The organism is Bacillus thuringiensis, assembly GCF_001182785.1.
Taxonomy (GTDB): domain Bacteria; phylum Bacillota; class Bacilli; order Bacillales; family Bacillaceae_G; genus Bacillus_A; species Bacillus_A thuringiensis_S.
Genome location: NZ_CP012099.1, coordinates 1,727,380 through 1,752,985 on the forward strand (window position 1 = coordinate 1,727,380; position 25,606 = coordinate 1,752,985).

The following is a 25,606-nucleotide window of genomic DNA, read 5'->3' on the forward strand; positions in this document are numbered from 1 at the left end:
GGGAAGAAAGGATGTGAATGTTAGTAGGGATGGTCCATACTAACAAACATGAAAATTAAAATATTAATAGCAGATGATAACTCTTTTATTAGAGAAGGCATGAAAATTATTTTAAATACATATGAAGAGTTTGAAGTTGTAGATACAGTAAATGATGGGAAAGAAGCAGTGGAGTATTGCAAAAAGAACGACGTTGATATCGCTCTATTAGATGTTCGTATGCCAAATATGAACGGGGTAGAGGCGACGAAATTCATTTGTGAAGAGACGAAAACAAAACCGCTTATTTTAACGACGTTTGATGATGATGAATATATTTTGGATGCAGTAAAAAACGGAGCGAAAGGTTATTTATTAAAAAATAACGATCCGGAGCGGATTCGTGATGCGATAAAAGGAGTATATAACGGTCAAACTGTTATGCAAGATGTTGTCCTCGATAAAATTAAGTCTAATTTAATGGAAAGTAAAGGGGGAGAATGTAAAATTGATAAGAGCCTTTTCACAGAAAGGGAGCTTAGTATTATCGCATTAATTGCAAAAGGTTTCTCAAATAAAGAAATTTCGAAACAGCTTTTTATATCTGAAGGAACAATCGCAAATTATATTACATCAGTTTTAGGGAAAACTGGACTTGAACATCGCACACAAATTGCGATTTATTACTTAACAGGGAAAGTAGATTAATGATATGGAATTTTGGTTAACTGTAAGTAAATTAATTGTCTTTTTATATATTGTGTTTAGTTATATTTACGCAAATGTAGCAAATTTACCGTGGGTTATATTTACTTTACTTATTTACCTCTCTGTAAATGTAATGATTTCTATATTTAAAAAAGATACGTATAAAAAAATATTAATCTGTATGTCAATTGGTGTAGTTATGTTATTTACATGGAGGGTTCATCCATTTTTTATGTTGTTTTTACCGTTGAATTCATACGAAATTACATTCTATTACATAGAAAAGAATTGGCCACGCTTTGTCATTATGATGCTCCCAATTACGATTGCAGATGAAAGTATTCGAATGACTTATGGATTAATTGCTGCATTTTCTTTTCTCGTTTTAACTATTGCAGATCGATATATATCGCGTGTAGTAAAGCTTGAATCACAAAATGATAAGATGCGAAAAGATATGCAGCGATTGACGAAAAGCTTACATGAAAATAAAGAGTACATAAGACAATCAGAATACACGTTTAAGCTAGAAGAGAGAAATCGGTTATCACAAGAAATTCATGATAAAATTGGCCACTCGATGACGGGTGCATTAATTCAAATGGAAGCAGCAAAAAGGTTAATGGAAATAGATAAAGAAAAATCTGCGGAGTTATTACAAAATGCAATTCACATTTCAAAAGATGGAATTGAAAGTATTCGCATTACATTAAAAAATATGAAGCCACCAACTGAGCAAATTGGCATTCATCGTATGAAATTATTCATAGAGGAATTTGCCGGTAAGAATGATGTGAATATTCCTTTCGTGTACAAAGGGAACTTAGATATGATTTCTCCCATTCAGTGGAAAATTATCGGTGAGAATGTTACAGAAGCACTAACAAATGCAATGAAATATGCTGATGCGACAGTCATTTCTATAGATATTCATGTACTTAACAAGATGGTAAAGGTACAAGTGAAGGATAACGGAAAAGGGGTAGCTCTTGTTAAAAAAGGTCTCGGTATTATGGGGATGGAGGAGCGAACGGCGTCTGTAAACGGAAAAATTATTGTAGATGGGACAAGTGGTTTTTCAGTAACGATGTTGTTGCCAATATAAAGAGAATGGTACGAGGATGAACCATCTCATATGAAAAAAGTGAATATTCTCATGTGAAAAGAATGAACTTCTGCACTGAGCAGGTTCATTCTTTTTGTTTATACTAAAAGCAGAGAAACCGAAATAGGGGTGAAAATGATGAATACATTAGAAATTAAAAATTTAACGAAAAAATTTGGTGATTTCATCGCAGTTGATAATATGTCTTTATCTATTAAAGAAGGAGAAATATTTGGCTTTTTAGGATCAAATGGTGCTGGTAAGAGTACAACGATAAATATGATTGCTGGTTTGTTAAGAAGTAATGAAGGTGAAATTAGCATACTAGGAAAAAATATAAAGAAACATAATCGATTTGCGAAAATGAACATCGGCATTGTTCCGCAAGATATTGCGATTTATGAAGAGCTAACTGCCTATGAAAATGTGAAATTTTTTGCTGGATTGTACGGATTACGAGGAGCCGAATTAAAAGCTAGGGTAGAGGAAGCTCTTCAATTTGTAGGACTTAGTGATAAACAGAAAAGCTATCCGAAGAATTTTTCTGGTGGGATGAAGCGAAGACTGAATATCGCTTGTGCAATTGCTCATAGACCGAAGTTAATTATTATGGATGAGCCGACAGTTGGAATTGATCCGCAGTCAAGAAACTACATTTTGCAGTCAGTACGTAAATTGAATGAAATGGGAAGTACAATTATTTATACGAGTCACTACATGGAAGAGGTAGAAGAGATTTGTACGAAAATAGCAATAGTAGATCACGGTAAAGTAATTGCAGAAGGAACGAAAGAACAGTTAAAAGCGATTATTACTGATACGAAAGATATTTGGATTGAAGTGAAGTCAGTAGAAAATTTAGATGTAGAAAAGTTAAAAGAGATCAACGGTGTGAAAGCAGTTCAAATTGAAGAAAACGTAATTAAAGTGAATTCTGATGCGGGATTAAATAATTTAAATAAAATCATTCAACACTGTATCAATCATGATATTGAAATTCGTTCATTAGAGGAGCAGGCTCCCAACTTAGAAACAGTATTCCTTACATTGACGGGAAGAAACTTACGAGATAAATAAAAAGTAAATGAAGAAAAGGTAAAGGGAGGTTCATCAATTGAACATCTTCAATATTGCAATTATGCATATTAAAAGAGATTTCAGAGACGTAAGAACTTTAGTTTTTATGTTAGCATTTCCGATTGTACTTATGCTTGTGTTAGGAACAGCGTTAAGTAATGCATTTAATAGCGATAGTCAATCGATTAAGGATATACAAGTGCTATATAAAGATGAAGCGAGTAGCACGTTTTCTCAATCATTTGAAGCATTTACGAAAGAAGTGGATAAATCAGGTATTCATTTTAAAAAAGCTTCCAGCAGTATAGATGGGAAAGAAGAAGTGAAGCAAAATAAATATGCTGCTTATGTAGAGTTAAATAAAGATGGTGCAAAATTTTATGGAAGTGACAAAAGTAGTATTGAGGGAAGTATTGTGGAAGGAATGCTTACAACATTTGTTGATAAGTACAATGTAGCGGTCGAAGTTGCAAAAGTAAATCCTACTAAGGTTAGTACGGTTATTTCAAACGGAAATCATAATGATTATATAAAAGAAACATCCTTACAAGCTGCGAAAAAACCAGGTTCTATGGATTACTATGCGGTTGTAATGACAACGATGATTGCACTATATGCTGCGATGGGGGCGAGTTCTTTAATTCGAGGAGAACGAATACGTAAAACAGGAGATCGTCTCATTGCTGCACCTATAAGTAAAGCTGAAATATTCATTGGAAAAGTACTTGGTAGCCTAGTAGCAAATGCCCTGTGCATATTACTCGTCATGTTATTTAGTAAATTTGTTTTTCAAGCGAATTGGGGCGACCATCTTGGAATCATATTTCTTATTTTATTAACACAAGTTTTTCTAGCAATTAGCTTCGGTTTAGGAATCGGATATATTACGAAAACAGCTGAAGCGTCTAGGGCAATTATTATGGTTGTTGTGCAATTGGCTTCTATTTTTGGTGGTGCATATTTCGTAGTAGAAGAAAATTTCGTTACGAATTTATCACCATTAACGTGGGCAAATACAGCTGTTATGAAAATTATTTATGCGAATGATGTAGGGGCAGCGCTACCAGTCATTTCTTTAAACCTTGGAATATCAGCACTCTTTTTATTAATTGCAATTATTGCATTACGTAGACGGGAGGGGCTATAGTATGAAGGATATTTTATGGCTCATACAAAAAACGTTATCTGTGCTTTTGAAAAATAAAAAAAGTTTACTCATTATAATTAGCTTGCCGATAATAGGGACGCTCATTTCCTTCTCGATATACGGAAATGCAGGGCAAGGAACGTTAAATATTGGGATTGTAAATAAAGAAAATGAGCCGATAGCAAATGATACGATAAAGTTTTTAGAAGGATTAAATCATGTGAATGTGAGTAAGGTTAAGGAGTCTGAAGTAGAAGATAAACTCACTTCCAAAAAACTTGATGGAGTTATTACGTTAGATTCTGGGTTTTCAAAAAGTGTTCGAGAAGGGAAACCAGATCATATTGAAATTTCATCGATTAAAGGTGATCAAGTAACAGGATTTATAAAAACATATTTATATAATTATATTGATAATATAGCAGCTATTAGTAAAGTAGCAGGAACAGATCAAAGTATATTTGATAATATGTACGCAGGATATCAAAAAGGTTCATTTAAAATGAAAACTGAGACGCTAGAAGATACTTCGAAAAATAAAGATATGACAAATCAAACGATGGGTTACCTTATTATGTTTATGCTGTTTTCAGCAGCGAACTTATCAGGTCATATTTTAAAAGAAAAAGAGAATAGAACGTACTTTAGACTATTATCAACGCCGATAGATGGGAAGAAATTCATATTATCTAATGTCGGGGTAAATATGATAATACTAACAGTACAAATTTTGATTACAATCCTATTCCTAACGAATGTTTTTCATACGAATATCAATATGCCTTTCATAGTGATGATGGGCGTACTAATGCTATTTGCATTAATCGCAATTGGAATATCATTAGTCCTTGTAGCTTTTTCGAAAAACTCAGCATCGGCAAATGCGATGCAAAACATGGTCATTGTACCAACATGCTTACTTGCTGGATGTTATTTCCCATATGACATTATGCCAAATGCAGTACAAAAAGTAGCTAATTTTCTTCCGCAGCGCTGGTTGTTAGATACAGTATCAAAACTACAACAAGGAATGCCGTTCTCGGAGTTGTATTTAAACATTTTAATTTTATTTGCCTTTGCAATTGCGTTCTTCTTAATTGCGATTTATAAGTTTGGAAGAAATAATGATGCGAGGAATTTTGTTTAATGTGAAAAGGTGTGGCTTAATGCCATACCTTTTTTGTTTGTAATTTAGAGTATCTTTTGTAATATAGGAATGCTTTTGTAGAGCACTTCATTATGTGAAGCATGCACAACATATTTATTTCCCTCTAGAAGAAAAACGCTATGTAAAACAGCGTTACCGTCACCATGTTTTGTAAGTAAATCACCGACGACTTTGCCGTCTGTCCATTTCAGTTTGGAGTGTGAAGGGATAACTTGTAAATATTGAATTGTTTCCTCTTCATCTCCGGCAATGAGTGTAGTTTCAATATTTCTTTTTTGTATAATAAATCTATTTTCATTTAATGTATCGAGGAAAGGGTTTTTCGTTTGCATATTACTATAAGGAAGAAATATAAGAGAAGAGTCAGATCTTATAAATAAATAATTTCCGTAATCTTTACAAGGAATAACATCTTGTAATCCTGGAAAGTAAAGATGTATCGCCTCAACCTTATTCATTTTATGTAAGATGCTTAAGTAACGAATATATTGTTCCATATAAAAATGAACGATATTTATTTTAGAAGAGGCATGGATAGGGAGACTACCTCCAGTCCAATAACTATAATTTGGTGGAGATCCAGCGTTTGGTGTGCAGAGTATTATAAGTTGATTCACATCATTTTTATATGTTTCACTTTGAACGTAAGAACGTCCAAGAAGCCCGCCCATACTATGACACATTAGATTTAGTTTATCGCACCCTGTAATTTTTTTAGCATAGGCAATCGTTTGTAATAAATATTTTTGTGTAGAAAAAACAATGCGCTGCCGCCAGTCATAAAAACAGATGAACAAGTCTTTATTTCGTTCGTACCCCATACTTTCTAACATCATGATGAATGGTTCGTAAACAAATGCAGAAAGTCCAAAACTCCAATCACCAGTACCTGGAATAATAATATTACTCATTGAACCGAAAAGACCTGGGATAAAAACAATAGGGATTTTTCCTCTTTTCATATTTCTCTCTCCTTTAATCGTTTGGTATCAATAGAAATACATTTCGTATGAAAACATATTTAAATGAAACACTACAGAGTAGAAAGTAATTTGATCGGAAGGAAATCAAAATGATTAAAAAAATATTGCGAGTTACTTCTATTATTATTGCTATTTTTGTTTTTATTTTAATTTGGATGCATATCGATGTTACCTTAGGTAGGAAAATGGAAGCTGGGAAAAACATGCCGACAGAGTATGCATCTCACTATAGTGACTTTCAATTATATGTAGAAGGAAAATCATTATATGAGCAGCTATTTGAAGATATAAAAAAAGCGAAAAGCTCCATCTACACTTATTTCTTCATTTTGTCGGATGATAAAAGTAGCCATACTTTTTTAAACTTATTAAAAGAGAAGGCAAAAGAAGGAGTAAACGTTTATTTATCAGTTGATCGCATTAATGATTTATCATTTGAAAGGAAGATGATAAATGAATTGCGGGAAAGTGGTGTACATTTTACATATAGTAGAAAACCTGCATTGCCATTCGGATTTTATTCACTTCATCATCGGAATCATCGCCGTATTACGACAATTGATGGAGAAATTGGCTATACAGGCGGATTTAATATAGGAGATGAGTACTTAGGGAAAGATAAGCGATTTGGATATTGGCGTGATTATCATTTGCGGCTTAAAGGAGAAGGAGCAAAAGATTTAGAACAGCAATTCGCTTTAGATTGGAAACGAGATACGAAAGAAGAGATAAAGAGGAGTACGAATAACGCTAGTAAAGGGAATACATTACATACTATGACTAGTTACAATGGGCATTACGTCGCTGAAACATATATACAGTTAATAAAGCAAGCGAAGCATTCAATCGTCATTACAACACCTTATTTTATAGCGAAAAATAAAGAATTAATGAATGCTTTAATTGAAGCGCAAAAACGTGGTGTTACAGTAAAAATACTTTGGTCATATAAACCAGATATCCCCCTTATTAAAGAGGCGGCATATCCGTACATACGTCAAGCTGTTAATAACGGGATTACGGTATATGGTTATAAAAAAGGGATGTTTCATGGAAAGTTAATGCTAATTGATAATGAGTTAACTGTTATAGGTACAACAAACTTTACTGCCCGTAGCTTCTATATAAATGATGAGATGAATTTGTATATTCATGGCGGGACTATCGTATCGGACGTGAATAAGGCATTAACAGAGGATTTTCGTGATTCAAAAGAAATGACGAAAGAGTTTTTTGAGAAGTTATCTTTTTGGGAACGTTGTAAGGAAAAAGTGGCGGGATTGGTTGATTTTTATTTGTAACGATGAATTAGGAAAGGGTGCCTACAAAAGGCACCCTTTTTGGTGGGAAATCATTATTTCTCATGCACCAGCATCGTAACATCATCATTAATCAACGTCCCCACATGTTCGCCTAAACATATTTTCTTCATGACTCCAGGCTCATCAAAGTTAAAGACGTGTGCTGGTAAATTGTAGTCCCGGGCAAGCAGTAATGCCGCTTGATCCATAACTTGTATATTTTGTCTAACGACATCATTATAGTTTAGTTTGCTGTACATTTTTGCTGATTTATTATACTTTGGATCACTTGTAAAGACGCCATCGACACCTTGTTTTGCGACTAATATGGCATCACTATTCATCTCAATGGCTCTTTGTACGCTTGGATAATCTGTCGTCACGAACGGTTGCCCGTTTCCGCCTCCAAAGATAACGATATAACCGTTATCTAAATGGTGGACTGCACGCAAGCGAATGTATGGTTCAGCTACTGCATTAAATGGAATGGAAGTCATAACGCGTACTTCTCTATTTGTTTTACTTGTTAAAACACCGCGAAGCATTAAGCTGTTAATGATTGTACCTAACGTACCGATATTATCAGCTTCTACGCGATCGATTCCCCATTCTTCAGCTAGATGCCCCCTAAAAATGTTACCGCCACCGATGACGATGGATACTTCGATACCTAAATCAACAATGGATAAAATTTCGTTTGCGATATGTTCTAATCGTTTGGAGTTAAAGCTATTTCCAGTTTGATCGGCAAGTGCACCGCCGCTTAATTTAATTAAGACACGTTTATATGGTCTCATAACAATTCCCCCTATATAGATCGCAATAAAAAAGGAACAAAGGCGAATGCCTTTGTTCCTTTTTAAGAAAATGAAAAAGAAAAGAAGAAGATAGGACGAATTGCTTTGTATAGTTTTTCATAACATCCACTCCTTTTCATTTTGATTTGTTGTAAGTATATATCTTTTTGATTATACGAAACAATCTGATTACTTATCAAGTTTATTTTATCGTTTTTTAACAAAATGGTGTCAATGAAAAAAAGAAGAAAAATATTCGAATTTTTTGTGACAAACTTGTAGGTTTTTGTATGATTTTGTAGGTTCGCTTATAAGATGTGTGAGTAGCTTTTATAAATTCAAATTGAAAGCGTTCGCATGAAGGGGATGAACATAAATGAAAAAATTCGGATTGGCAACACAAATTTTTGTCGCGCTTGTTTTAGGGATTGTAGTAGGGGCAGTCTTTTATGGCAATAAAACGGCGATTTCTTATATCACACCAATTGGGGATATATTTATTCACTTAATTAAGATGATTGTAGTACCAATTGTTATTTCAGCATTAATTGTTGCAGTAGCTGGTGTAGGAGATATGAAAAAGCTTGGGAAACTGGGCGGTAAGACAATTCTTTATTTCGAAATTATTACGACGATTGCTATTTTAATGGGATTACTTGCAGCGAATATATTCCAACCAGGTACTGGTGTTGATATGAGTAATTTACAGCAAAGTGATATTTCTTCTTATAAACAAACAGCAGATGCAACGGAGAAGAAAGGTTTTGCTGAGACAATTGTTCACATTGTACCAAAAAACGTATTTGAATCGATTGCACAAGGTGACCTATTACCGATTATATTCTTCTCAGTATTATTCGGCTTAGGAGTTGCGGCAATTGGGGAAAAAGGAAAGCCTGTTTTTAACTTCTTTGAAGGTGTACTCGAAGCAATGTTTTGGGTTACAAATCAAGTTATGAAATTTGCACCATTTGGTGTATTCGCATTAATTGCCGTTACGGTTGCAAAATTTGGTGTAGCAACATTACTTCCGCTAGGAAAACTAGTGCTAGCTGTATACGTAACTGTTATACTATTCGTTGTGATTGTATTAGGTATTAATGCACGAATGGTTGGAGTAAACATTTTTACATTAATAAAAATTTTAAAAGAAGAACTGATTCTTTCGTTTACGACAGCAAGTTCAGAAGCTGTTTTACCTAATATAATGAGAAAAATGGAAGAGTTCGGTTGTCCAAAGGCAGTTGCCTCTTTCGTAATTCCGACAGGTTATACATTTAACTTGACTGGATCGGCTATTTATCAAGCGTTAGCGGCATTGTTTGTTGCACAAATGTACGGTGTGCACATGTCACTAACGGAGCAAATAACGTTATTATTCGTTCTCATGTTAACATCCAAAGGTATGGCGGGAGTTCCAGGTGCATCGTTCGTTGTTGTATTAGCAACGTTAGGTTCAATGGGGCTACCACTAGAAGGTATCGCATTAATTGCGGGAATTGACCGCATTTTAGATATGATTCGCTCATCTGTCAATGTATTAGGAAATGCATTAGCGGCCATTGTTATGTCGAAGTGGGAAGGCGAATTCGATAATGAGAAAGCAAAACAATATGTAGAAACAGTCAAAGAAACAAAAGCAGCATAAGAAATCGTTAAGGAGTGAATAATCATGGCAACATTAACTGAAGTTAAAAATGGTGTTCGAATTGAAAAAGATTTTTTAGGTGAAAAAGAAGTACCAAACTATGCATACTATGGCGTACAAACAATGCGTGCAGTTGAAAACTTCCCAATTACAGGATACAAAATCCATGAAGGTTTAATTAGAGCATTCGCAATTGTAAAAAAAGCAGCAGCACTTGCTAATACAGATGTAGGAAGATTGGAATTGAACAAGGGTGGCGTGATCGCAGAAGCTGCTCAAGAGATTCTTGATGGAAAATGGCATGATCATTTCATCGTAGATCCAATTCAAGGCGGAGCAGGTACTTCAATGAACATGAATGCAAATGAAGTCATTGCCAATCGTGCTCTTGAATTATTAGGAATGGAAAAGGGAGACTATCACTATATTAGTCCAAATAGTCATGTAAACATGGCGCAATCAACAAATGATGCATTCCCAACGGCGATTCATATCGCAACGTTAAATGCATTAGAAGGCTTATTACAAACGATGGGTTATATGCATGATGTATTTGAATTAAAAGCAGAACAATTTGACCATGTTATTAAAATGGGTCGTACACATTTACAAGATGCTGTGCCAATTCGTCTTGGACAAGAGTTTAAAGCATACTCTCGCGTACTTGAACGTGATATGAAACGAATTCAACAATCGCGTCAACATTTATATGAAGTAAATATGGGGGCAACTGCAGTTGGTACAGGCTTAAATGCAGATCCAGAATATATTGAAGCAGTTGTAAAACATTTAGCTGCAATCAGTGAATTACCGCTTGTTGGTGCAGAAGATTTAGTAGATGCGACACAAAATACGGATGCTTATACTGAAGTATCTGCAGCACTTAAAGTATGTATGATGAATATGTCTAAAATTGCGAATGACCTTCGCTTAATGGCATCAGGTCCACGTGTTGGTTTAGCAGAAATTATGTTACCAGCTCGTCAACCAGGTTCATCTATTATGCCAGGGAAAGTAAACCCTGTTATGCCAGAAGTTATTAATCAAATTGCGTTCCAAGTAATTGGTAATGACCATACAATTTGCCTTGCTTCAGAAGCAGGACAATTAGAATTAAACGTTATGGAACCAGTACTTGTTTTCAACTTACTGCAATCAATTAGCATTATGAATAACGGTTTCCGTGCCTTTACAGATAATTGCTTAAAAGGAATTGAAGCGAATGAAGATCGCTTAAAAGAGTATGTTGAGAAAAGTGTAGGAATTATTACAGCCGTGAACCCTCATATCGGTTATGAAGCTGCAGCTCGCGTTGCGAAAGAAGCAATCGCGACAGGGCAATCCGTTCGAGAACTTTGTGTTAAAAATGGTGTACTGTCACAAGAAGACTTAGAGTTAATTCTAGATCCATTCGAAATGACACATCCGGGGATTGCAGGAGCAACTCTTTTAAAGAAAAATTAAAAGAAGAGGGGGGACAAGCCCCTCTTTTTTGTTTACAATATAGAAATGCTATATATGAATAGAGGTAGGGATGTTATGAGCAAGTTTACAGTAGCTTCTAATGGTGCATTAGAAACAACATTAAGAGGAGCAGAAGTATTATCAACACCACTTTTAAATAAAGGGGTAGCTTTCACACAAAATGAAAGAGAAGAGTTAGGTTTAAAAGGGTTATTACCGCCAGCGGTTTTAACGTTAGAAGAACAGGAACGCCGAGCATACGAACAATTTAGTTCTCAGCCGGATGATTTATTAAAGAATGTATACTTAACTGCGTTACATGATCGAAATGAAGTATTATTTTATCGTATATTAACAGATCATTTACGTGAAATGTTACCGATTGTATATACACCAACTGTCGGTGTAGCAATTCAAAGATATAGTCATGAATATCGTAAACCACGTGGTGTTTATTTATCGATTAACGATCCATCAGGTATTGAAGAAGCATTCACCAATATTGGTGCAACAGCTGAGAACATTGATTTAGTCGTTGTAACAGATGGAGAAGGCATATTAGGAATTGGTGACTGGGGCGTTGGTGGTATTAACATTGCAATCGGAAAATTAGCTGTTTATACGGCAGCAGTTGGAATCGATCCTAGCCGCGTATTACCGGTAATTTTAGATGTAGGTACAAACCGTGAGGAACTATTAAACAATCCATTTTATATTGGAAATCGTCATCCTCGTATAACAGGTGAAGCTTACGATGAATTTATTGATACGTTTGTACAAGCAGTAAATAAACAATTCCCGAAAGCACTTTTACATTGGGAAGACTTTAGCTCTCGTAACGCACGAAAAATTTTAGATAAATACCGTCATGACGTTTGTACGTTTAATGATGATATTCAAGGTACAGGTGCAGTTTCACTTGCCGCAGTATTATCGGCAGTGAAAGCTTCTGGTGTACCATTAAGTGAACACCGCGTTGTTGTATTTGGTGCTGGTACGGCTGGAATCGGTATCGCAGATCAAGTTAGAGATGCGATGGTCCGCGTAGGCGTATCTGAAGAAGAATCATATAAGCGTTTCTGGTGTATTGATCGTAACGGGTTAGTTACAGATAATATGGAAGATCTTCTTGATTTCCAAATTCCGTACGCAAGACAAGAAGCGGAAGTAAGTGAGTGGAAGCAAAATGATGTGATCGGACTTGCTGAAGTTGTGAAACATGTAAAACCGACAATTTTAATTGGTACATCAACTGTTGCAGGCGCATTTAAAGAAGAGATTATTAAAGAAATGGCTTCTCACGTAGAAAGACCAATCATTTTACCAATGTCGAATCCAACACCGCTTGCTGAAGCAAAACCAGCAGATGTAATCGAGTGGACAGAAGGAAGAGCGTTAGTTGCAACAGGAAGTCCATTTGAACCAGTTACATATAACGGTGTAACGTATGTGATTGGACAATCAAATAATGCACTTATTTTCCCGGGGCTTGGTCTTGGAACAATTGTAGTACGTGCAAGCATTATGACAGATGGAATGTTCGCAGCAGCTGCTGAAGCAGTTGCAAGTATGGTAGATACAAGTCAGCCAGGAGCACCTATTTTACCAGAGGTCGAAGAATTACGTAATATCTCAGAAATGGTTGCAATTGAAGTAGCGAAAGTTGCAGTTGCAGAAGGTGTTGCAAGAGTGAACTTAAGTGATAACGATATCAAGATGGCAGTGAAAGAAGCAATGTGGAAGCCAGAGTATCGCCAAATAAAAGCGGTAGAAAAGGTTAGAATATAGAAACGAAGCCCGTTTATAACAATAAGCGGGCTTTCGCTTTTACTACTGAAAAAAGTATAGGAAGTGGCACCTTTGAATTGGAATCAATTATGGAAGAAAGATATGTCCCTTTTAATTATATTAATGGTCGTTGTTCCGATTGCTGGGGAGCTGAACTTTCATCCCTTTAATGATACGTTTCGAGTTAGCTTCGGTACACCGCTATTCTTCTTTTTATTATTATTTTTAAGAAGAGTACCAGCAGGAGTTGCAGGTATTCTTGTTGGTATATCTGTAGTCTTATTCCGAGTATGTCTTGACTGGATTATGCAAGGTTCATTTTATATGACAGAATCATTTTATTTGCGTTATCCTGTGTTCTTCTATTATTTTATTTATGGCAGTCTTTTTTCGCTTTGCAGGGTAAATAAGTTCCATCAGAAACCAATCATTATTGGATGCCTTGGAATTTCAATTGAAATTGTTGCAAGTATGTCAGAACTTGCGTTTTATCACATGTTAGTACTCGGTACAACAATAACGATTTCTGAAGTAAATAAACTTATTATTATTGCTATTTTTCGTAGTTTCTTTGCACTTGGTTTTTTAAATATGATGAATTTATATGAAACGAAATTAAAAGAATCGCAAGTTCGAAAAGAAAATGAAAATATGTTAATGCATCTTTCTAATTTATATGTGGAATCTGTTCATTTGAAAAAGACGTTACAAAATGCGGAGTTAATTACACAAGAAGCATATCAACTATATCGAAATTTACAAGTAAGCGCTGATTCAAATAGTAAAACAGCATTGAAAATAGCAGGGGAAGTGCATGAAATAAAAAAGGATAATCAAAGGATATTTGCAGGATTATCTAAACTGTTATTAGATAAAAATGTGGCTGAATATGTAGAAGGACATGAGTTAGCAGAGATGATTGTTAGAATAAATGAGAAGTATGCTGAAATGCTAGAAAAGGATATACGTTTTTCTAAACATATAGAAGGTGAGCATGCTGCATACCATGTGTATACAGTGCTATCAATTTTTAATAACTTAGTTGCGAATGCTGTTGAAGCAATTGAAGATAAAGGTTTCGTTATTATTAAGCTATATAAAAGAAATCAGCATATATTTTTTGAAGTAATTGACGATGGGCCTGGTATTACACAAAAGTATAAGAAATTAGTATTTAAGCCAGGATTTACTTCCAAGTATGATCAAACGGGAACACCGTCAACTGGTATTGGGCTTTCTTACATAAATGAAATGGTAACAGAGCTAGGCGGAGAAGTGAAATTAGAAGACCGAGAAAATAAAAGAGGATGTAAGTTTATCGTTTGTTTACCGGAGGATAGTTTAAAGCGGGAAGGGGAATAGATTTGTTTTATTATATCGTAGACGATGATGAAGTTTTTCGTTCGATGCTTTCGCAAATTATTGAAGATGGAGATCTTGGAGAAGTAATTGGTGAGGCGGATGACGGAGCTTTTATTGAAGCCGATCAACTAAATTTTAAAAAAGTAGATATTTTATTTATTGATTTGTTGATGCCGATGAGGGACGGAATTGAAACAGTTCGTCACATTGCATCAACTTTTACGGGGAAAATCATTATGATTTCTCAGGTGGAATCGAAGCAGCTTATAGGTGAGGCATATACACTTGGTGTAGAATATTATATTACAAAACCATTAAATAAAATCGAAGTTGTATCTGTTGTACGCAAAGTGATGGAGCGTATTAGATTGGAGCGTTCTATACATGATATTCAAAAATCATTGAATAACGTGTTTCAGTGGGAAACACCGCAATTGCGTACTGAATCAGTGCAAGAAGGAAAAAAGATAGGGGATTTAGGGCGCTTTTTACTATCAGAACTCGGTATTGCGGGAGAGAATGGAAGTAAAGATTTACTTAGTATGCTGGAATATTTATATGGTCAAGAAAAGGCACAGGCATTTGAGTTTGGCTTTCCTGCGTTAAAAGAAATTTTTCATCATATTACGATAAGGAAATTAGGGGATATAGCTTTAGATGCGGATATTGATAAAGAGAAAAAAGCGTCTGAACAAAGAGTACGTCGAGCTATTTATCAGTCGTTAAATCATTTGGCTTCTTTAGGATTAACAGACTTTTCAAATCCAAAATTTGAAAGCTATGCTCCAAAATTTTTCGATTTCACTGTAGTTAGAAAACGGATGACAGAAATGACGAAAGATGAACTCGCACCTTCTGGTCATACGCGAATTAATACGAAGAAGTTTATTCAAGTGTTGTATTTTGAGGCGAAGAGGTTGATGGAGATAGAGTGAAAAAGATGCTTATAAATAAGCATCTTTTTTGTTAAATCAACATTTTATATTTTCTCGTGGAGCATGTAAAATGTTAAGTAAGAGAAAATGGTTTTATATTAAGGAAGTGTCAAAGCGATGAGTTTCACATTGAATAAATCGATTATTAAAGAAGTGTGCGGAGAGACCTCATATAAAAGAGGTGAAGCCTATTATAAATCAAATAAAGTGATAATAAATCATTATGATGAAAATAAAGAAATTTGCGAGGCGACAGTAAAAGGGAACGAGGATTTCCATGTTACAGTAGAAAAAGCTAAAAAGGGTGATGTTGTTGCGAAATGTAGTTGTCCTTCATTAGCGTCTTTTCAAACGTACTGTCAACATGTTGCAGCAGTATTAATACAAATAAACTATAATCAACAAACAGGTGGAATGAGTTCCGCTAGTAACAGAAGCGATCAATTGACAAGTGGTATGTTTCAGCTGTTTGCGGACAAACCACTGAGGCCAAAAAGTAAACAACACCGTTTTGATACACGTGAAATATTAGATGTTGAGTTTATATGTACACCAGTAGCTACGAGAAGTGGTGGGGCTCTACTTGGAATTCAATTGAAACTTGCCAAAGTGTATTTCATAAATCATATTAGAGAATTTCTTTCTAAGGTGGAGAAAAGAGAGTTTTTTCATTGTTCAAATGAATTTACATATACACCAGATGTACATAGTTTTAAACAAGAAACGGATGCAATTATTCAGCAGCTCATTAAAATGTATCATAACGAAAAAATGTATGAGGATGCGCTAGAAGTACATGCGAAACAAGATGAAAGTATGATATTTATACCACCAGCTTCATGGAAAGATATGCTCTCTTCACTTTCTAAAGTTGAATATGTACAGCTGAAACAAAATGAACAACTGTTTCAGGGATTACAAGTTTCAAAAGGTTTGTTGCCGTTACACTTTGAATTTACGAAGGGAAATAATGGCGGATTTACACTTCATATAGATGGTCTAAATCGTGTGCAAGTTATGGATATGTATAACAATGCACTTTATGATGGGAAATTATATCACTTACACATTGAAGATTGTATGCGACTTATTGAATTACAAAAGATGATGAGTCGCTCAAATAGTAATCAGTTTTATATTCCAGAAAGTAAGATGGAACATTTCGTCGCGAAAGTTGTACCAGGATTAATGAAACTCGGAACTGTACACATTGATGAAGTAATATCGGATCGTGTTGAAACACCTTCGCTAAAAGCGAAATTGTATTTAGACCGCGTGAAAAATCGCTTATTAGCAGGCCTTGAATTTCACTATGGGAACGTCATGATTAATCCGCTAGAAGAGGATGGACAGCCGTCTGTTTTTAATCGTGATGAGAAAAAAGAAAAAGAGATTTTAGACATTATGAGTGAAAGTGCCTTTGCAAAAACAGAAGGCGGTTACTTTATGCATAATGAAGAAGCTGAGTATAACTTTTTATATCACGTCGTGCCAACATTAAAAGGTTTAGTTGATATTTATGCGACGACAGCAATCAAATTGCGAATTAGTAAAGGGGATGCAGTTCCTCTTATTAGAGTGAGAAGAAAAGAAAGAATTGATTGGTTGTCATTTCGTTTTGATATAAAAGGAATACCAGAAGCAGAAATTAAAGGTGTATTAGCGGCTCTTGAAGAGAAACGTAAATATTATCGATTGGCGAACGGTTCGTTTTTGTCGCTAGAGAGTAAAGAGTTTAATGAAATTAATCAGTTTATAAAAGAATCAGGTATTCGGAAAGAATTTTTACATGGAGAAGAGGTAAATGTTCCGCTTATTCGGAGTGTAAAATGGATGAACGGACTTCATGAAGGTAATGTTTTAAGTTTGGATGATTCAGTTCAAGAGTTAGTAGAAAACATTCAAAACCCGAAAAAATTAAAGTTTGCTGTGCCAAATACTTTAAATGCAGAAATGAGAAAGTATCAAGTATACGGGTTCGAATGGATGAAAACACTTGCTCATTACCGTTTTGGCGGTATTTTAGCAGATGATATGGGACTTGGAAAAACGTTGCAAAGCATTGCTTTTATAGATTCTGTTTTGACTGAGATTCGAGAAAAGAAACTGCCAATATTAGTCGTTTCACCATCATCTCTTGTTTATAATTGGTTTAGTGAATTGAAAAAATTCGCCCCGCATATTAGAGCAGTTATTGCAGATGGAAACCAAGCAGAGCGCCGGAAAATTTTGAAAGATATAACGGAATTTGATGTCGTAATCACGTCATATCCATTACTGAGAAGAGATATAAGATTATATGCAAGACCATTTCATACACTATTTCTTGATGAAGCACAGGCGTTTAAAAACCCTACAACGCAAACGGCAAGAGCTGTGAAAACAATTCAAGCTGAATACCGTTTCGGACTAACTGGTACACCTGTAGAAAATTCATTAGAAGAGCTATGGTCTATCTTCCATGTCATCTTCCCGGAATTATTACCAGGAAGAAAAGAGTTCGGTGATTTAAGGCGTGAAGATATAGCGAAGCGAGTGAAACCATTCGTATTAAGACGATTAAAAGGGGACGTATTAAATGAGTTGCCAGAGAAAATAGAGCACTTACAATCATCGGAGTTATTACCCGATCAAAAGAGTCTCTATGCTGCTTATTTAGCGAAGTTAAGGGAAGAAACGTTAAAGCATTTAGACAAAGACACGTTACGTAAAAATAAAATTAGAATTTTAGCTGGTTTAACGAGATTGCGACAAATTTGTTGTCATCCCGCTTTATTTGTTGATGATTACAAAGGAAGTTCAGCTAAATTTGAACAATTGTTAGAGATTTTAGAGGAATGTAGAAGTACAGGGAAGAGAATATTAATTTTTTCTCAATTTACGAAGATGCTTTCCATTATTGGTCGTGAGTTAAATCGACAAGCAATTCCATACTTTTATTTAGACGGGAGTACACCAGCGCAGGAACGTGTAGAGCTGTGCGATCGGTTTAACGAAGGAGAAGGAGATCTATTTCTCATTTCTTTAAAAGCTGGTGGTACCGGACTTAATTTAACTGGTGCAGATACAGTAATATTATATGATTTATGGTGGAATCCAGCTGTTGAACAACAAGCGGCCGATAGGGCGTATCGAATGGGACAAAAAAATACAGTGCAAGTTATAAAGCTAGTAGCTCAGGGAACAATTGAGGAGAAAATGCATGAACTGCAAGAAAGTAAGAAAAATTTAATCGCTGAAGTGATTGAGCCGGGAGAAGAGAAATTGTCCTCAATCACAGAGGAAGAAATTCGAGATATTTTAATGATTTAATATAAAAAAGCTATGCCTTCAAATTTATGAGGGCATAGCTTTTTTTGTTGTAATAATTATATTTTGTTTTGTACAAAGTAAAGAAATCAAATGTTATTTAAATTACTTCTTTGTACCTTTACTTTTGTATGGTTTGGCAGCTGCCTTTTTCTTTGCACTTGATTGCCAACGGTTCCATCCTTTACTTCCTGTACCTTGTCCTACACCTTTTTTCGGTTTTGCTTTCGTTTTACTCATATGATCACTCCGTTATATAAAAATCTTATTTGATAATAGTCAATGATTTAGAAAATACTCTTTATAAATGACTATGATTGCTTTAAGTAAAAATAAACTGCTTGAATGCTATAGTATATCATGAAATTGCAAGTAAACTGAAAGGAATTATAAAGAAAATGAAAATAATAAGAAATACTGCGGATTCTATATTCCGAACGATCACATTAATTGTTGTGTATACGTTAGTTTCGGTCAGTGAAACATTTTTTGGATTGACGAGGCAGAAAAAGTAAAGATGTTAAATTAACAACAATCAATAAAGCCGTAAAATAAAGAATTGAAAAACATTTTAAAACTTTTTGTTGACTTTCTTTATTTTTTGTATAGAATAATCATTAATAAAATGTTTCAGAGATGTGACAACAAAACGACTATGAAAGGACGAGTAGTAGTAGGACGTAGTTTAAGCGAGTCAGGGGTGGTGTGAGCCTGATACGAAGCCTATTATGAAGAACCTCCTGGAGTTGCTAACCGAAATCCTTTATAGGAAAGTAGACTTAGCCGGGAACTTCGCCGTTACAAGAAGAACAGTATCGAGATATTTCATCTCCGTATTGTATAAGTGAGCAACCTCTGTTGCTAATTTGGGTGGTACCGCGGAACCAAAGCCTTTCGTCCCAGTTTTTTGGGAAAGAAGGGCTTTTTTTGTTGGCTTCTTTTCACAACATCCAAACATTTTAGGAGGAAACCACCATGTATCAATCATTAATGACAGTAAGAGAGACTCAAATCGCAATTAAGGAAGTTAAAACATTTTTCGAGGACCAATTAGCAAAACGCCTTGAACTATTCCGCGTATCTGCACCATTATTCGTAACGAAAAAATCAGGATTAAACGATCACCTAAACGGTGTAGAACGCCCAATTGAATTTGATATGTTACATTCAGGAGAAGAATTAGAAATTGTTCATTCACTAGCGAAATGGAAACGATTTGCATTACATGAATACGGATACGAAGCTGGTGAAGGTTTATATACAAACATGAACGCGATTCGTCGTGATGAAGAACTTGATGCAACACATTCCATTTACGTTGACCAATGGGATTGGGAAAAAATCGTTCAAAAAGAATGGCGTACTGTCGATTACTTACAAAAAACAGTACAAACAATTTATGGAATATTCAAAGATTTAGAAGATCACTTATTTGAAAAATATCCGTTCCTTGGAAAGTATTTACCAGAAGAGATTGTTTTCATTACTTCTCAAGAACTAGAAGATAAATATCCAGAATTAACACCGAAAGATCGTGAACACGCAATTGCAAAAGAACACGGTGCAGTCTTTATTATCGGAATTGGTGATGCACTTCGTTCAGGTGAAAAGCATGACGGACGCGCGGCTGATTATGACGATTGGAAATTAAACGGTGATATTTTATTCTGGCACCCAGTACTACAATCTTCATTTGAATTATCATCAATGGGAATTCGTGTTGATAGTAAATCACTTGATGAGCAGTTAACGAAAACTGGTGAAGACTTCAAACGTGAGTATGATTTCCATAAAGGTATATTAGAAGACGTACTACCATTAACAATCGGCGGTGGCATTGGACAATCAAGAATGTGCATGTACTTCTTACGTAAAGCACATATCGGTGAAGTTCAATCTTCTGTATGGCCTGACGATTTACGTGCAGCTTGTAAAAAAGAAAACATTCATCTGTTTTAATAGAAGTGAGGGAATAGCTTAAATATAGAGCTATTCCCTCTTTTTTTAATTGTGTAAACGAATGGTTTACAGAGAGTTTTACTAATGGTTTCTTTCATTTATATCTCTTTTTATGTAATAATTTGTTAAAGGAGGGGACGTTATGAGCATAGGAGAACAGCTAAAAAAACTACGAGAATCAAAGGGGTTTTCGCAAGAGGATGTTGCTAAAAAGATTGGTGTGACAAGGCAAGCAGTATACAAATGGGAAAATGATAAAAGTTATCCTGATATTGATAATCTAATTTTACTAAGCGAAATGTACAATGTTACGCTTGATGAGTTAATAAAAGGGAAACAGAATATTAAAGAAAAAATACATATTGATGAAGAAGATGAGGATTTTGAAAAAGAGAATGAGTTTGGTTTTTATATTGGATTTGGTTTGTTAATTATGAGTGCGTTTATTGATTATGAAAAAGTACAGGTGGTTGTATTAGGAATGGCGTTATTCATGATGGTTTTTTACTCTGATGTTAAGAAAGTTATTTTGAATGAATATAGATCATTTTTTCAAGGGAAAGAGCGAAAAGATATATGTGATAAAAAGTGAGAAGAGTTAGTTATATTTCCTAGGAAAGGGTATAACGAATATTTTAATTGTTTTATAATGATTTTGGGATATTGGTAATATGAAAGCTATTTGGGTAGATCCTTGAAATCTATATGTAAAATGATAATAAAGTTATTTAATTTTAAAAGCTCAAACAAGCATAACCCCGTTCTAAAGTTAGGACGGGGTCAAAAATATAATAATAAAGTCGCTTAAGAGTCTACGTTTTATTCAATGATAGCGCCTTTTTACAAAACGTCACTTGCTTATTTATTACTGAGTTCTTCCGCTAAACCGATTAAAATTCCTTCGACTCCACGAATGTAGCAGAGACGATACGAGTCCTCGTACTGAATTACTTTGCCAACGAGCTCTGCACCATGCTTAGTGAGTCTGGATACCATTTCTTCAATATCTTGAACGGTGAACATGACGCGTAGATAACCGAGGGCGTTTACAGGAGCATTTCGGTGATCTGCTATAGTAGGAGGGGTGAGAAATCGCGAAAGTTCAATTCGACTGTGGCCATCTGGAGTGACCATCATAGCAATCTCTACGCACTGAGAGCCGAGTCCAGTTACGCGACCAGCCCATTCACCTTCGATAGTGGCTCGCCCTTCGAGGTTCAAGCCAATCTCCTCAAAGAAAGAGATTGCGTTATCAAGGGATTCTACAACGATGCTGACATTGTCCATTCGTAGTAATTTGTTTTTTGCCATATTCTTATCTCCTTATGTATAAAAGTTTATTATTTAATCATCCTCATAATTATACTACTAAGTAGTTACAAATTCCTTTCAGTCAAAAACACCTTGTCGTAGTATAGGAAAAGGTGACAAGGTGTTTTTTTATATGTCATATAGCATCTTGTTAACGAACAGCTTTTATTTAATAGGAAGGAAGTAGATTAATATGATTTTTTTATAAGTGTTACTGAGCATATCAAATTAGCTCATTTGCACTAAAGGCTCAATTTTCGCCATAAATGATTGATGCAGCGCCTCAACCCCTGTTACTAAATGAAGGCGGTCAATAACGACAGACACTTTAATTTCTGATGTACTTACCATTTTAATATGAATATCTTCTTCTTTTAAAGTAGTAAACATATTTGCAGCGACACCAGGGTTAGATACCATGCCAGATCCTACAATTGATACTTTTGCTAAGTGATTTTCATGTTCTACAGATTCGTAGTGAAGAGTTTCTTGATTTTGTTCCAAAACTTTTAAAGTTTCTCTTAAATCATTCGAGTGAATGGAGAAGGAGAGATGTACAGTTCCTTCATTTGTAATACTTTGAATGATGATATCTACATTAATGTGTGCTGCTGCTAATGTAGAGAAAACTGTTGAAAGCGATCCTTGTTCTAGTCCTTTAATTGTGACACGTGTAATGTTATCCTCAAATGCAATACCTTTAACGATTGATTGTTGTTCCATGTTACATTCTCCTTTTACAATTGTTCCGTTTTCTTGTTCCATACTTGAGCGAACTTCTAAAACTACGTTATGATTTTTAGCAAACTCAACAGCTCGCGGGTGTAATACGCCAGCACCAAGATTTGCAAGCTCTAACATTTCGTCATAAGAAATTTCGTCTAATTTGTAAGCATCTTTTACAACTCGTGGGTCCGTTGTATATACGCCTGTCACATCCGTATAAATATCACATTTTTTTGCTTTAAGTGCAGCGGCTAGTGCGACAGCAGTCGTATCAGAACCACCACGGCCAAGCGTTGTAATTTCATTTTCTACACTTATACCTTGGAAACCAGCTACGATAACAATCGTGCCTTCAGCAAGATAAGATTGAATACGATCTGTATGAATGTCAGTAATCCGTGCACTACTATGTACAGATTCTGTCGTAATACCAGCTTGCCACCCTGTTAATGAAATTGCATGATAGCCTTTTGCTTGCAGTGCCATTGTTAATAATGAAATAGTTACTTGTTCTCCTGTAGATAGAAGCATATCCATTTCACGTTTACTTGGATTTTCTGTAATAACGTTAGCGAGTGCGACAAGTTCATCCGTGCTTTTTCCCATTGCTGAAACGACAGAGACAACGCTATGACCTCGTTCATATTCTTCAATGATTAAATTTGCTACATGTTGAATGCGTTCGACGCTTCCGACAGAAGTGCCACCAAATTTTTGAACAATTGTTTCCATTACAAATTCCTTCTTTCGTCTATTTTTAAGAATAGATTAGGAAATATATAGATCCCAATACTCCTGTAGTTACCAGAAAGACAAACAAAAAACACCATCTCAAATAAGTGAGGATGGTGCTGTTACAGGAAAAGGGAAACAGAAAACGGAGCTAATAAAAAAACCGCCAAAAAAGGAATATCATAAAAAATGATATCTCTTTTTTGTAGATAGCTCTTCATACATACACGTCTGTACATATGACAGTTCTGTTTCTATTCGAAAACAGCCCCAATTGATAAATGCAGAGAAACTTATCAATTTCGGCAATACTTCCTTTCATCTAAGTTCATAGACATCTCTGTGTCTCCATTAGAATACTCATAAGTATCGCAACCTCTATCTCACGTTTTAGGCGAGAGTGTTTGATTTATGAAGTTGTTGGTAACATTTGTTTTATAATAATTTAAATTTTTCGGGGAATCAAGTGTTATATATATATTTTTAAAATTCTTTCTTTTTACAGGGAAGTTTGTGAAAAATGTAGCAAAATAAATTCATTGCATGTACATTAAACTTATAGTGCATAGGAGGTGGGAGAATGAAAAGGAAACAGCCTATTTATGTTGCGACAAAAATGAAAACGAAGATGGAAAAATTATGGGGATATACGCAAGAACCAGATATACATACAGAGTGGGATGCTCGCTTTACTGAAATTTCGTATTTAGAGAAAAAAGAAGGAGAACCACAGAAGTTTTTGTATAAAACAAAGATTGGATTTGGGCTTGAAATAGCTGGAGAAGGGGAATCAATAGGTGAAATAAGAAAAGAAACTGGTGAAAGAATTTCCTCTTTAAAATTTTGGACGGATAATACATTATCTCTTATTCAAATAGGACGTGGTTATTGGAAGTATACGCCGAATAAAGAATACATCCATTTTGAGACACAATATGATTATGATACAAGATTTGGTCGTATAGGAAATGTAATAGATTCCTATATTTTTCGTCCGTTATTAGGTTGGGCGACGGCTTGGAGTTTTGATGCCTTAAAATTATGGTTAGAAAAGGGGCTTCATCCTAGGTTACTAATTAGAAGAACAATGACGTATTGGCTCGTATGTTTTTTATTTGCTTTTGTATGGATATATCAAGGGATAGTGCCAAAACTACTGTTTACTCATTCAGAAGAAGTAAAGATGCTTTCTGTATTAATCGGTTCAAATGAAAATAGTGTATATATACTTAAAATAATTGGGGTGTTAGAAATAATTTTCGGTGTCGTATGGCTGTTGCCACTAACAAAACGAAAATTATTTATCCTGCATATTATTGTGTTATTGGTTCTAACGATAGCGGCAGGATTTACGAATATTGCAAGCTTTACAGGTCCGTTTAATCCGATTACATTAAATATTCTTCTAATGGGGTTATCAATTGTCGGTTATATAAATAGTTTCGATTTACCAAGCGCGAAAAATTGCAAGAGGACGAGAAAGGGATAAGTGTATGGCTAATATGTATGAACGATTATTAGGGGATATCTATAAAAATCTTCATCCTGAATTGCAGAAGCGTTATGCGATTACAGAAGAAAATAGTTTTACAGGGGAAGGAAAGATGGATGAAATTTACGGTGGTTCTTTTTTCGTAAAATTCATATTAAAAATTGCATCGAGGTTTCGAATGTTTTTCTCAGAACGAGGAGAGGAAATTCCATTTACGATACAAAATACAGCTGAGCGAGATGAATATGGACAAGAATTAGTAAGGTGGAATCGTACTTTTTATTTTCATAATAAGAAAAGATATTTTAATGCAGTTATGCAATTGGATGAAAAAGAAAATGAAATTGTAGATTATTTTGGCGAACCACATTTACTCGTTTCTACACTGCATTTTCATATCGATGAGTTAGGTGCAATGCATATTTCTTCAAAGAAACAATGGTTTTATATGTTTGGAAGAAAAATTCCGTTACCAAAATTTTGTATGGTGAAGCAAAAATTGTTGAAAGTTATGATGATGAACTACAATGTTTTCGAATTCATGTACAAGTACGAAACCCGTTAATTGGCTCGCTTTTTTCATATAAGGGAACATTTGTGGAAAGGAAATAAACG

At 34.9% G+C, this 25,606-nt stretch carries 20 protein-coding genes, 1 pseudogene, 1 riboswitch and 1 other annotated feature; of the genes and pseudogenes, 16 read left to right on the forward strand and 5 right to left on the reverse strand.

The annotated features are described in order from the left end of the window. Positions 1 to 48: 48 nt before the first annotated feature. The 5 genes from AC241_RS09135 to AC241_RS09155 all read left to right on the forward strand — a co-directional run bounded on the left by AC241_RS09135 (position 49) and on the right by AC241_RS09155 (position 5,163). Positions 49 to 687 carry a response regulator transcription factor gene (locus AC241_RS09135; protein WP_050843220.1) on the forward strand — a complete coding sequence of 213 codons (639 nt, stop codon included), beginning with the start codon at positions 49 to 51 and terminating at the stop codon, positions 685 to 687. A 4-nt stretch (positions 688 to 691) separates the two neighbouring features. Next, complete coding sequence (locus AC241_RS09140; RefSeq protein WP_050843222.1) at positions 692 to 1,792, forward strand: sensor histidine kinase; 1,101 nt, start codon at positions 692 to 694, stop codon at positions 1,790 to 1,792. 138 nt (positions 1,793 to 1,930) lie between these two features. Continuing rightward, positions 1,931 to 2,869, forward strand: coding sequence for an ABC transporter ATP-binding protein (locus tag AC241_RS09145; protein WP_001093818.1), 939 nt, complete (start codon positions 1,931 to 1,933; stop codon positions 2,867 to 2,869). Positions 2,870 to 2,906: 37 nt separating this feature from the next. Then, on the forward strand, positions 2,907 to 4,016 hold the full coding sequence (locus tag AC241_RS09150) for an ABC transporter permease (protein ID WP_050843224.1): 1,110 nt from the start codon (positions 2,907 to 2,909) through the stop codon (positions 4,014 to 4,016). A gap of 1 nt (position 4,017) precedes the next feature. Then, complete coding sequence (locus AC241_RS09155; protein WP_029441954.1) at positions 4,018 to 5,163, forward strand: ABC transporter permease; 1,146 nt, start codon at positions 4,018 to 4,020, stop codon at positions 5,161 to 5,163. Between the two features lie 44 nt (positions 5,164 to 5,207). On the opposite strand, the gene AC241_RS09160 is transcribed toward AC241_RS09155, so the two are convergent. Further along, complete coding sequence (locus tag AC241_RS09160; protein WP_029441955.1) at positions 5,208 to 6,146, reverse strand: esterase/lipase family protein; 939 nt, start codon at positions 6,144 to 6,146, stop codon at positions 5,208 to 5,210. Between the two features lie 110 nt (positions 6,147 to 6,256). Between AC241_RS09160 and cls the strand changes: the two genes are divergently transcribed. Then, a complete protein-coding gene (gene cls, locus AC241_RS09165) occupies positions 6,257 to 7,468 on the forward strand; it encodes a cardiolipin synthase (protein ID WP_029441956.1) in 1,212 nt (403 codons plus the stop codon). 53 nt (positions 7,469 to 7,521) lie between these two features. Here cls and pyrH read toward each other — a convergent pair whose 3' ends face one another. After that, positions 7,522 to 8,265, reverse strand: a complete 744-nt coding sequence (gene pyrH / locus AC241_RS09170; RefSeq protein ID WP_029441957.1) for a UMP kinase — start codon at positions 8,263 to 8,265, stop codon at positions 7,522 to 7,524. Between the two features lie 376 nt (positions 8,266 to 8,641). On the opposite strand from pyrH, the gene AC241_RS09175 reads away from it, so the two are divergent. From AC241_RS09175 to AC241_RS09200, 6 genes are all read left to right on the forward strand, one after another. Further along, the gene (locus AC241_RS09175) at positions 8,642 to 9,913 is read left to right on the forward strand and encodes a cation:dicarboxylate symporter family transporter (RefSeq protein WP_000713291.1); all 1,272 of its coding nucleotides are present in this window, start codon (positions 8,642 to 8,644) and stop codon (positions 9,911 to 9,913) included. A gap of 24 nt (positions 9,914 to 9,937) precedes the next feature. Further along, positions 9,938 to 11,377: an aspartate ammonia-lyase gene (aspA, locus tag AC241_RS09180; RefSeq protein ID WP_000224200.1), complete on the forward strand. Its 1,440-nt coding sequence runs from the start codon at positions 9,938 to 9,940 to the stop codon at positions 11,375 to 11,377. A 75-nt stretch (positions 11,378 to 11,452) separates the two neighbouring features. Then, on the forward strand, positions 11,453 to 13,165 hold the full coding sequence (gene malS / locus AC241_RS09185; protein WP_050844822.1) for an oxaloacetate-decarboxylating malate dehydrogenase: 1,713 nt from the start codon (positions 11,453 to 11,455) through the stop codon (positions 13,163 to 13,165). Between the two features lie 63 nt (positions 13,166 to 13,228). Continuing rightward, positions 13,229 to 14,527, forward strand: a complete 1,299-nt coding sequence (locus AC241_RS09190; protein ID WP_080681731.1) for a sensor histidine kinase — start codon at positions 13,229 to 13,231, stop codon at positions 14,525 to 14,527. 2 nt (positions 14,528 to 14,529) lie between these two features. Next, the gene (locus tag AC241_RS09195) at positions 14,530 to 15,462 is read left to right on the forward strand and encodes a response regulator (RefSeq protein WP_016082107.1); all 933 of its coding nucleotides are present in this window, start codon (positions 14,530 to 14,532) and stop codon (positions 15,460 to 15,462) included. A gap of 117 nt (positions 15,463 to 15,579) precedes the next feature. Then, a complete protein-coding gene (locus AC241_RS09200) occupies positions 15,580 to 18,774 on the forward strand; it encodes a DEAD/DEAH box helicase (RefSeq protein ID WP_016082106.1) in 3,195 nt (1,064 codons plus the stop codon). 102 nt (positions 18,775 to 18,876) lie between these two features. On the opposite strand, the gene AC241_RS09205 is transcribed toward AC241_RS09200, so the two are convergent. Next, a complete protein-coding gene (locus AC241_RS09205; protein WP_000047588.1) occupies positions 18,877 to 19,011 on the reverse strand; it encodes a DUF3934 domain-containing protein in 135 nt (44 codons plus the stop codon). 406 nt (positions 19,012 to 19,417) lie between these two features. After that, positions 19,418 to 19,676: a binding site (T-box leader), on the forward strand. 70 nt (positions 19,677 to 19,746) lie between these two features. Here AC241_RS09205 and asnA point away from each other — a divergent pair. Next, on the forward strand, positions 19,747 to 20,730 hold the full coding sequence (gene asnA, locus AC241_RS09215; RefSeq protein ID WP_000284912.1) for an aspartate--ammonia ligase: 984 nt from the start codon (positions 19,747 to 19,749) through the stop codon (positions 20,728 to 20,730). 142 nt (positions 20,731 to 20,872) lie between these two features. Beyond that, positions 20,873 to 21,322 (forward strand): helix-turn-helix domain-containing protein, encoded by a 450-nt coding sequence (locus AC241_RS09220; RefSeq protein WP_016082105.1) that lies wholly within the window; start codon positions 20,873 to 20,875, stop codon positions 21,320 to 21,322. Between the two features lie 266 nt (positions 21,323 to 21,588). Here AC241_RS09220 and AC241_RS09225 read toward each other — a convergent pair whose 3' ends face one another. Continuing rightward, positions 21,589 to 22,041 carry a VOC family protein gene (locus tag AC241_RS09225; protein WP_050843226.1) on the reverse strand — a complete coding sequence of 151 codons (453 nt, stop codon included), beginning with the start codon at positions 22,039 to 22,041 and terminating at the stop codon, positions 21,589 to 21,591. A gap of 228 nt (positions 22,042 to 22,269) precedes the next feature. Further along, positions 22,270 to 23,499: an aspartate kinase gene (locus AC241_RS09230; RefSeq protein WP_029441960.1), complete on the reverse strand. Its 1,230-nt coding sequence runs from the start codon at positions 23,497 to 23,499 to the stop codon at positions 22,270 to 22,272. Between the two features lie 202 nt (positions 23,500 to 23,701). After that, positions 23,702 to 23,888, reverse strand: a riboswitch (Lysine riboswitch). Between the two features lie 191 nt (positions 23,889 to 24,079). Between AC241_RS09230 and AC241_RS09240 the strand changes: the two genes are divergently transcribed. Both AC241_RS09240 and AC241_RS09245 read left to right on the forward strand, forming a co-directional pair. Beyond that, positions 24,080 to 24,988: a DoxX-like family protein gene (locus tag AC241_RS09240; protein WP_029441961.1), complete on the forward strand. Its 909-nt coding sequence runs from the start codon at positions 24,080 to 24,082 to the stop codon at positions 24,986 to 24,988. Positions 24,989 to 25,067: 79 nt separating this feature from the next. Beyond that, positions 25,068 to 25,603 (forward strand): annotated as a pseudogene (locus AC241_RS09245) (DUF4166 domain-containing protein). Positions 25,604 to 25,606 lie beyond the last annotated feature (3 nt).

Excerpts from the sequence above, each read along its gene's own strand:
- AC241_RS09135 (WP_050843220.1), top strand. The coding sequence starts at position 49 with ATGAAAATTAAAATATTAATAGCAGATGATAACTCTTTTATTAGAGAA.
- AC241_RS09140 (WP_050843222.1), top strand. The coding sequence starts at position 692 with ATGGAATTTTGGTTAACTGTAAGTAAATTAATTGTCTTTTTATATATT.
- AC241_RS09145 (WP_001093818.1), top strand. The coding sequence starts at position 1,931 with ATGAATACATTAGAAATTAAAAATTTAACGAAAAAATTTGGTGATTTC.
- AC241_RS09155 (WP_029441954.1), top strand. The coding sequence starts at position 4,018 with ATGAAGGATATTTTATGGCTCATACAAAAAACGTTATCTGTGCTTTTG.
- AC241_RS09160 (WP_029441955.1), bottom strand. The coding sequence starts at position 6,146 with ATGAAAAGAGGAAAAATCCCTATTGTTTTTATCCCAGGTCTTTTCGGT.
- cls (WP_029441956.1), top strand. The coding sequence starts at position 6,257 with ATGATTAAAAAAATATTGCGAGTTACTTCTATTATTATTGCTATTTTT.
- pyrH (WP_029441957.1), bottom strand. The coding sequence starts at position 8,265 with ATGAGACCATATAAACGTGTCTTAATTAAATTAAGCGGCGGTGCACTT.
- AC241_RS09175 (WP_000713291.1), top strand. The coding sequence starts at position 8,642 with ATGAAAAAATTCGGATTGGCAACACAAATTTTTGTCGCGCTTGTTTTA.
- aspA (WP_000224200.1), top strand. The coding sequence starts at position 9,938 with ATGGCAACATTAACTGAAGTTAAAAATGGTGTTCGAATTGAAAAAGAT.
- malS (WP_050844822.1), top strand. The coding sequence starts at position 11,453 with ATGAGCAAGTTTACAGTAGCTTCTAATGGTGCATTAGAAACAACATTA.
- AC241_RS09200 (WP_016082106.1), top strand. The coding sequence starts at position 15,580 with ATGAGTTTCACATTGAATAAATCGATTATTAAAGAAGTGTGCGGAGAG.
- AC241_RS09205 (WP_000047588.1), bottom strand. The coding sequence starts at position 19,011 with ATGAGTAAAACGAAAGCAAAACCGAAAAAAGGTGTAGGACAAGGTACA.
- asnA (WP_000284912.1), top strand. The coding sequence starts at position 19,747 with ATGTATCAATCATTAATGACAGTAAGAGAGACTCAAATCGCAATTAAG.
- AC241_RS09220 (WP_016082105.1), top strand. The coding sequence starts at position 20,873 with ATGAGCATAGGAGAACAGCTAAAAAAACTACGAGAATCAAAGGGGTTT.
- AC241_RS09225 (WP_050843226.1), bottom strand. The coding sequence starts at position 22,041 with ATGGCAAAAAACAAATTACTACGAATGGACAATGTCAGCATCGTTGTA.
- AC241_RS09230 (WP_029441960.1), bottom strand. The coding sequence starts at position 23,499 with ATGGAAACAATTGTTCAAAAATTTGGTGGCACTTCTGTCGGAAGCGTC.
- AC241_RS09240 (WP_029441961.1), top strand. The coding sequence starts at position 24,080 with ATGAAAAGGAAACAGCCTATTTATGTTGCGACAAAAATGAAAACGAAG.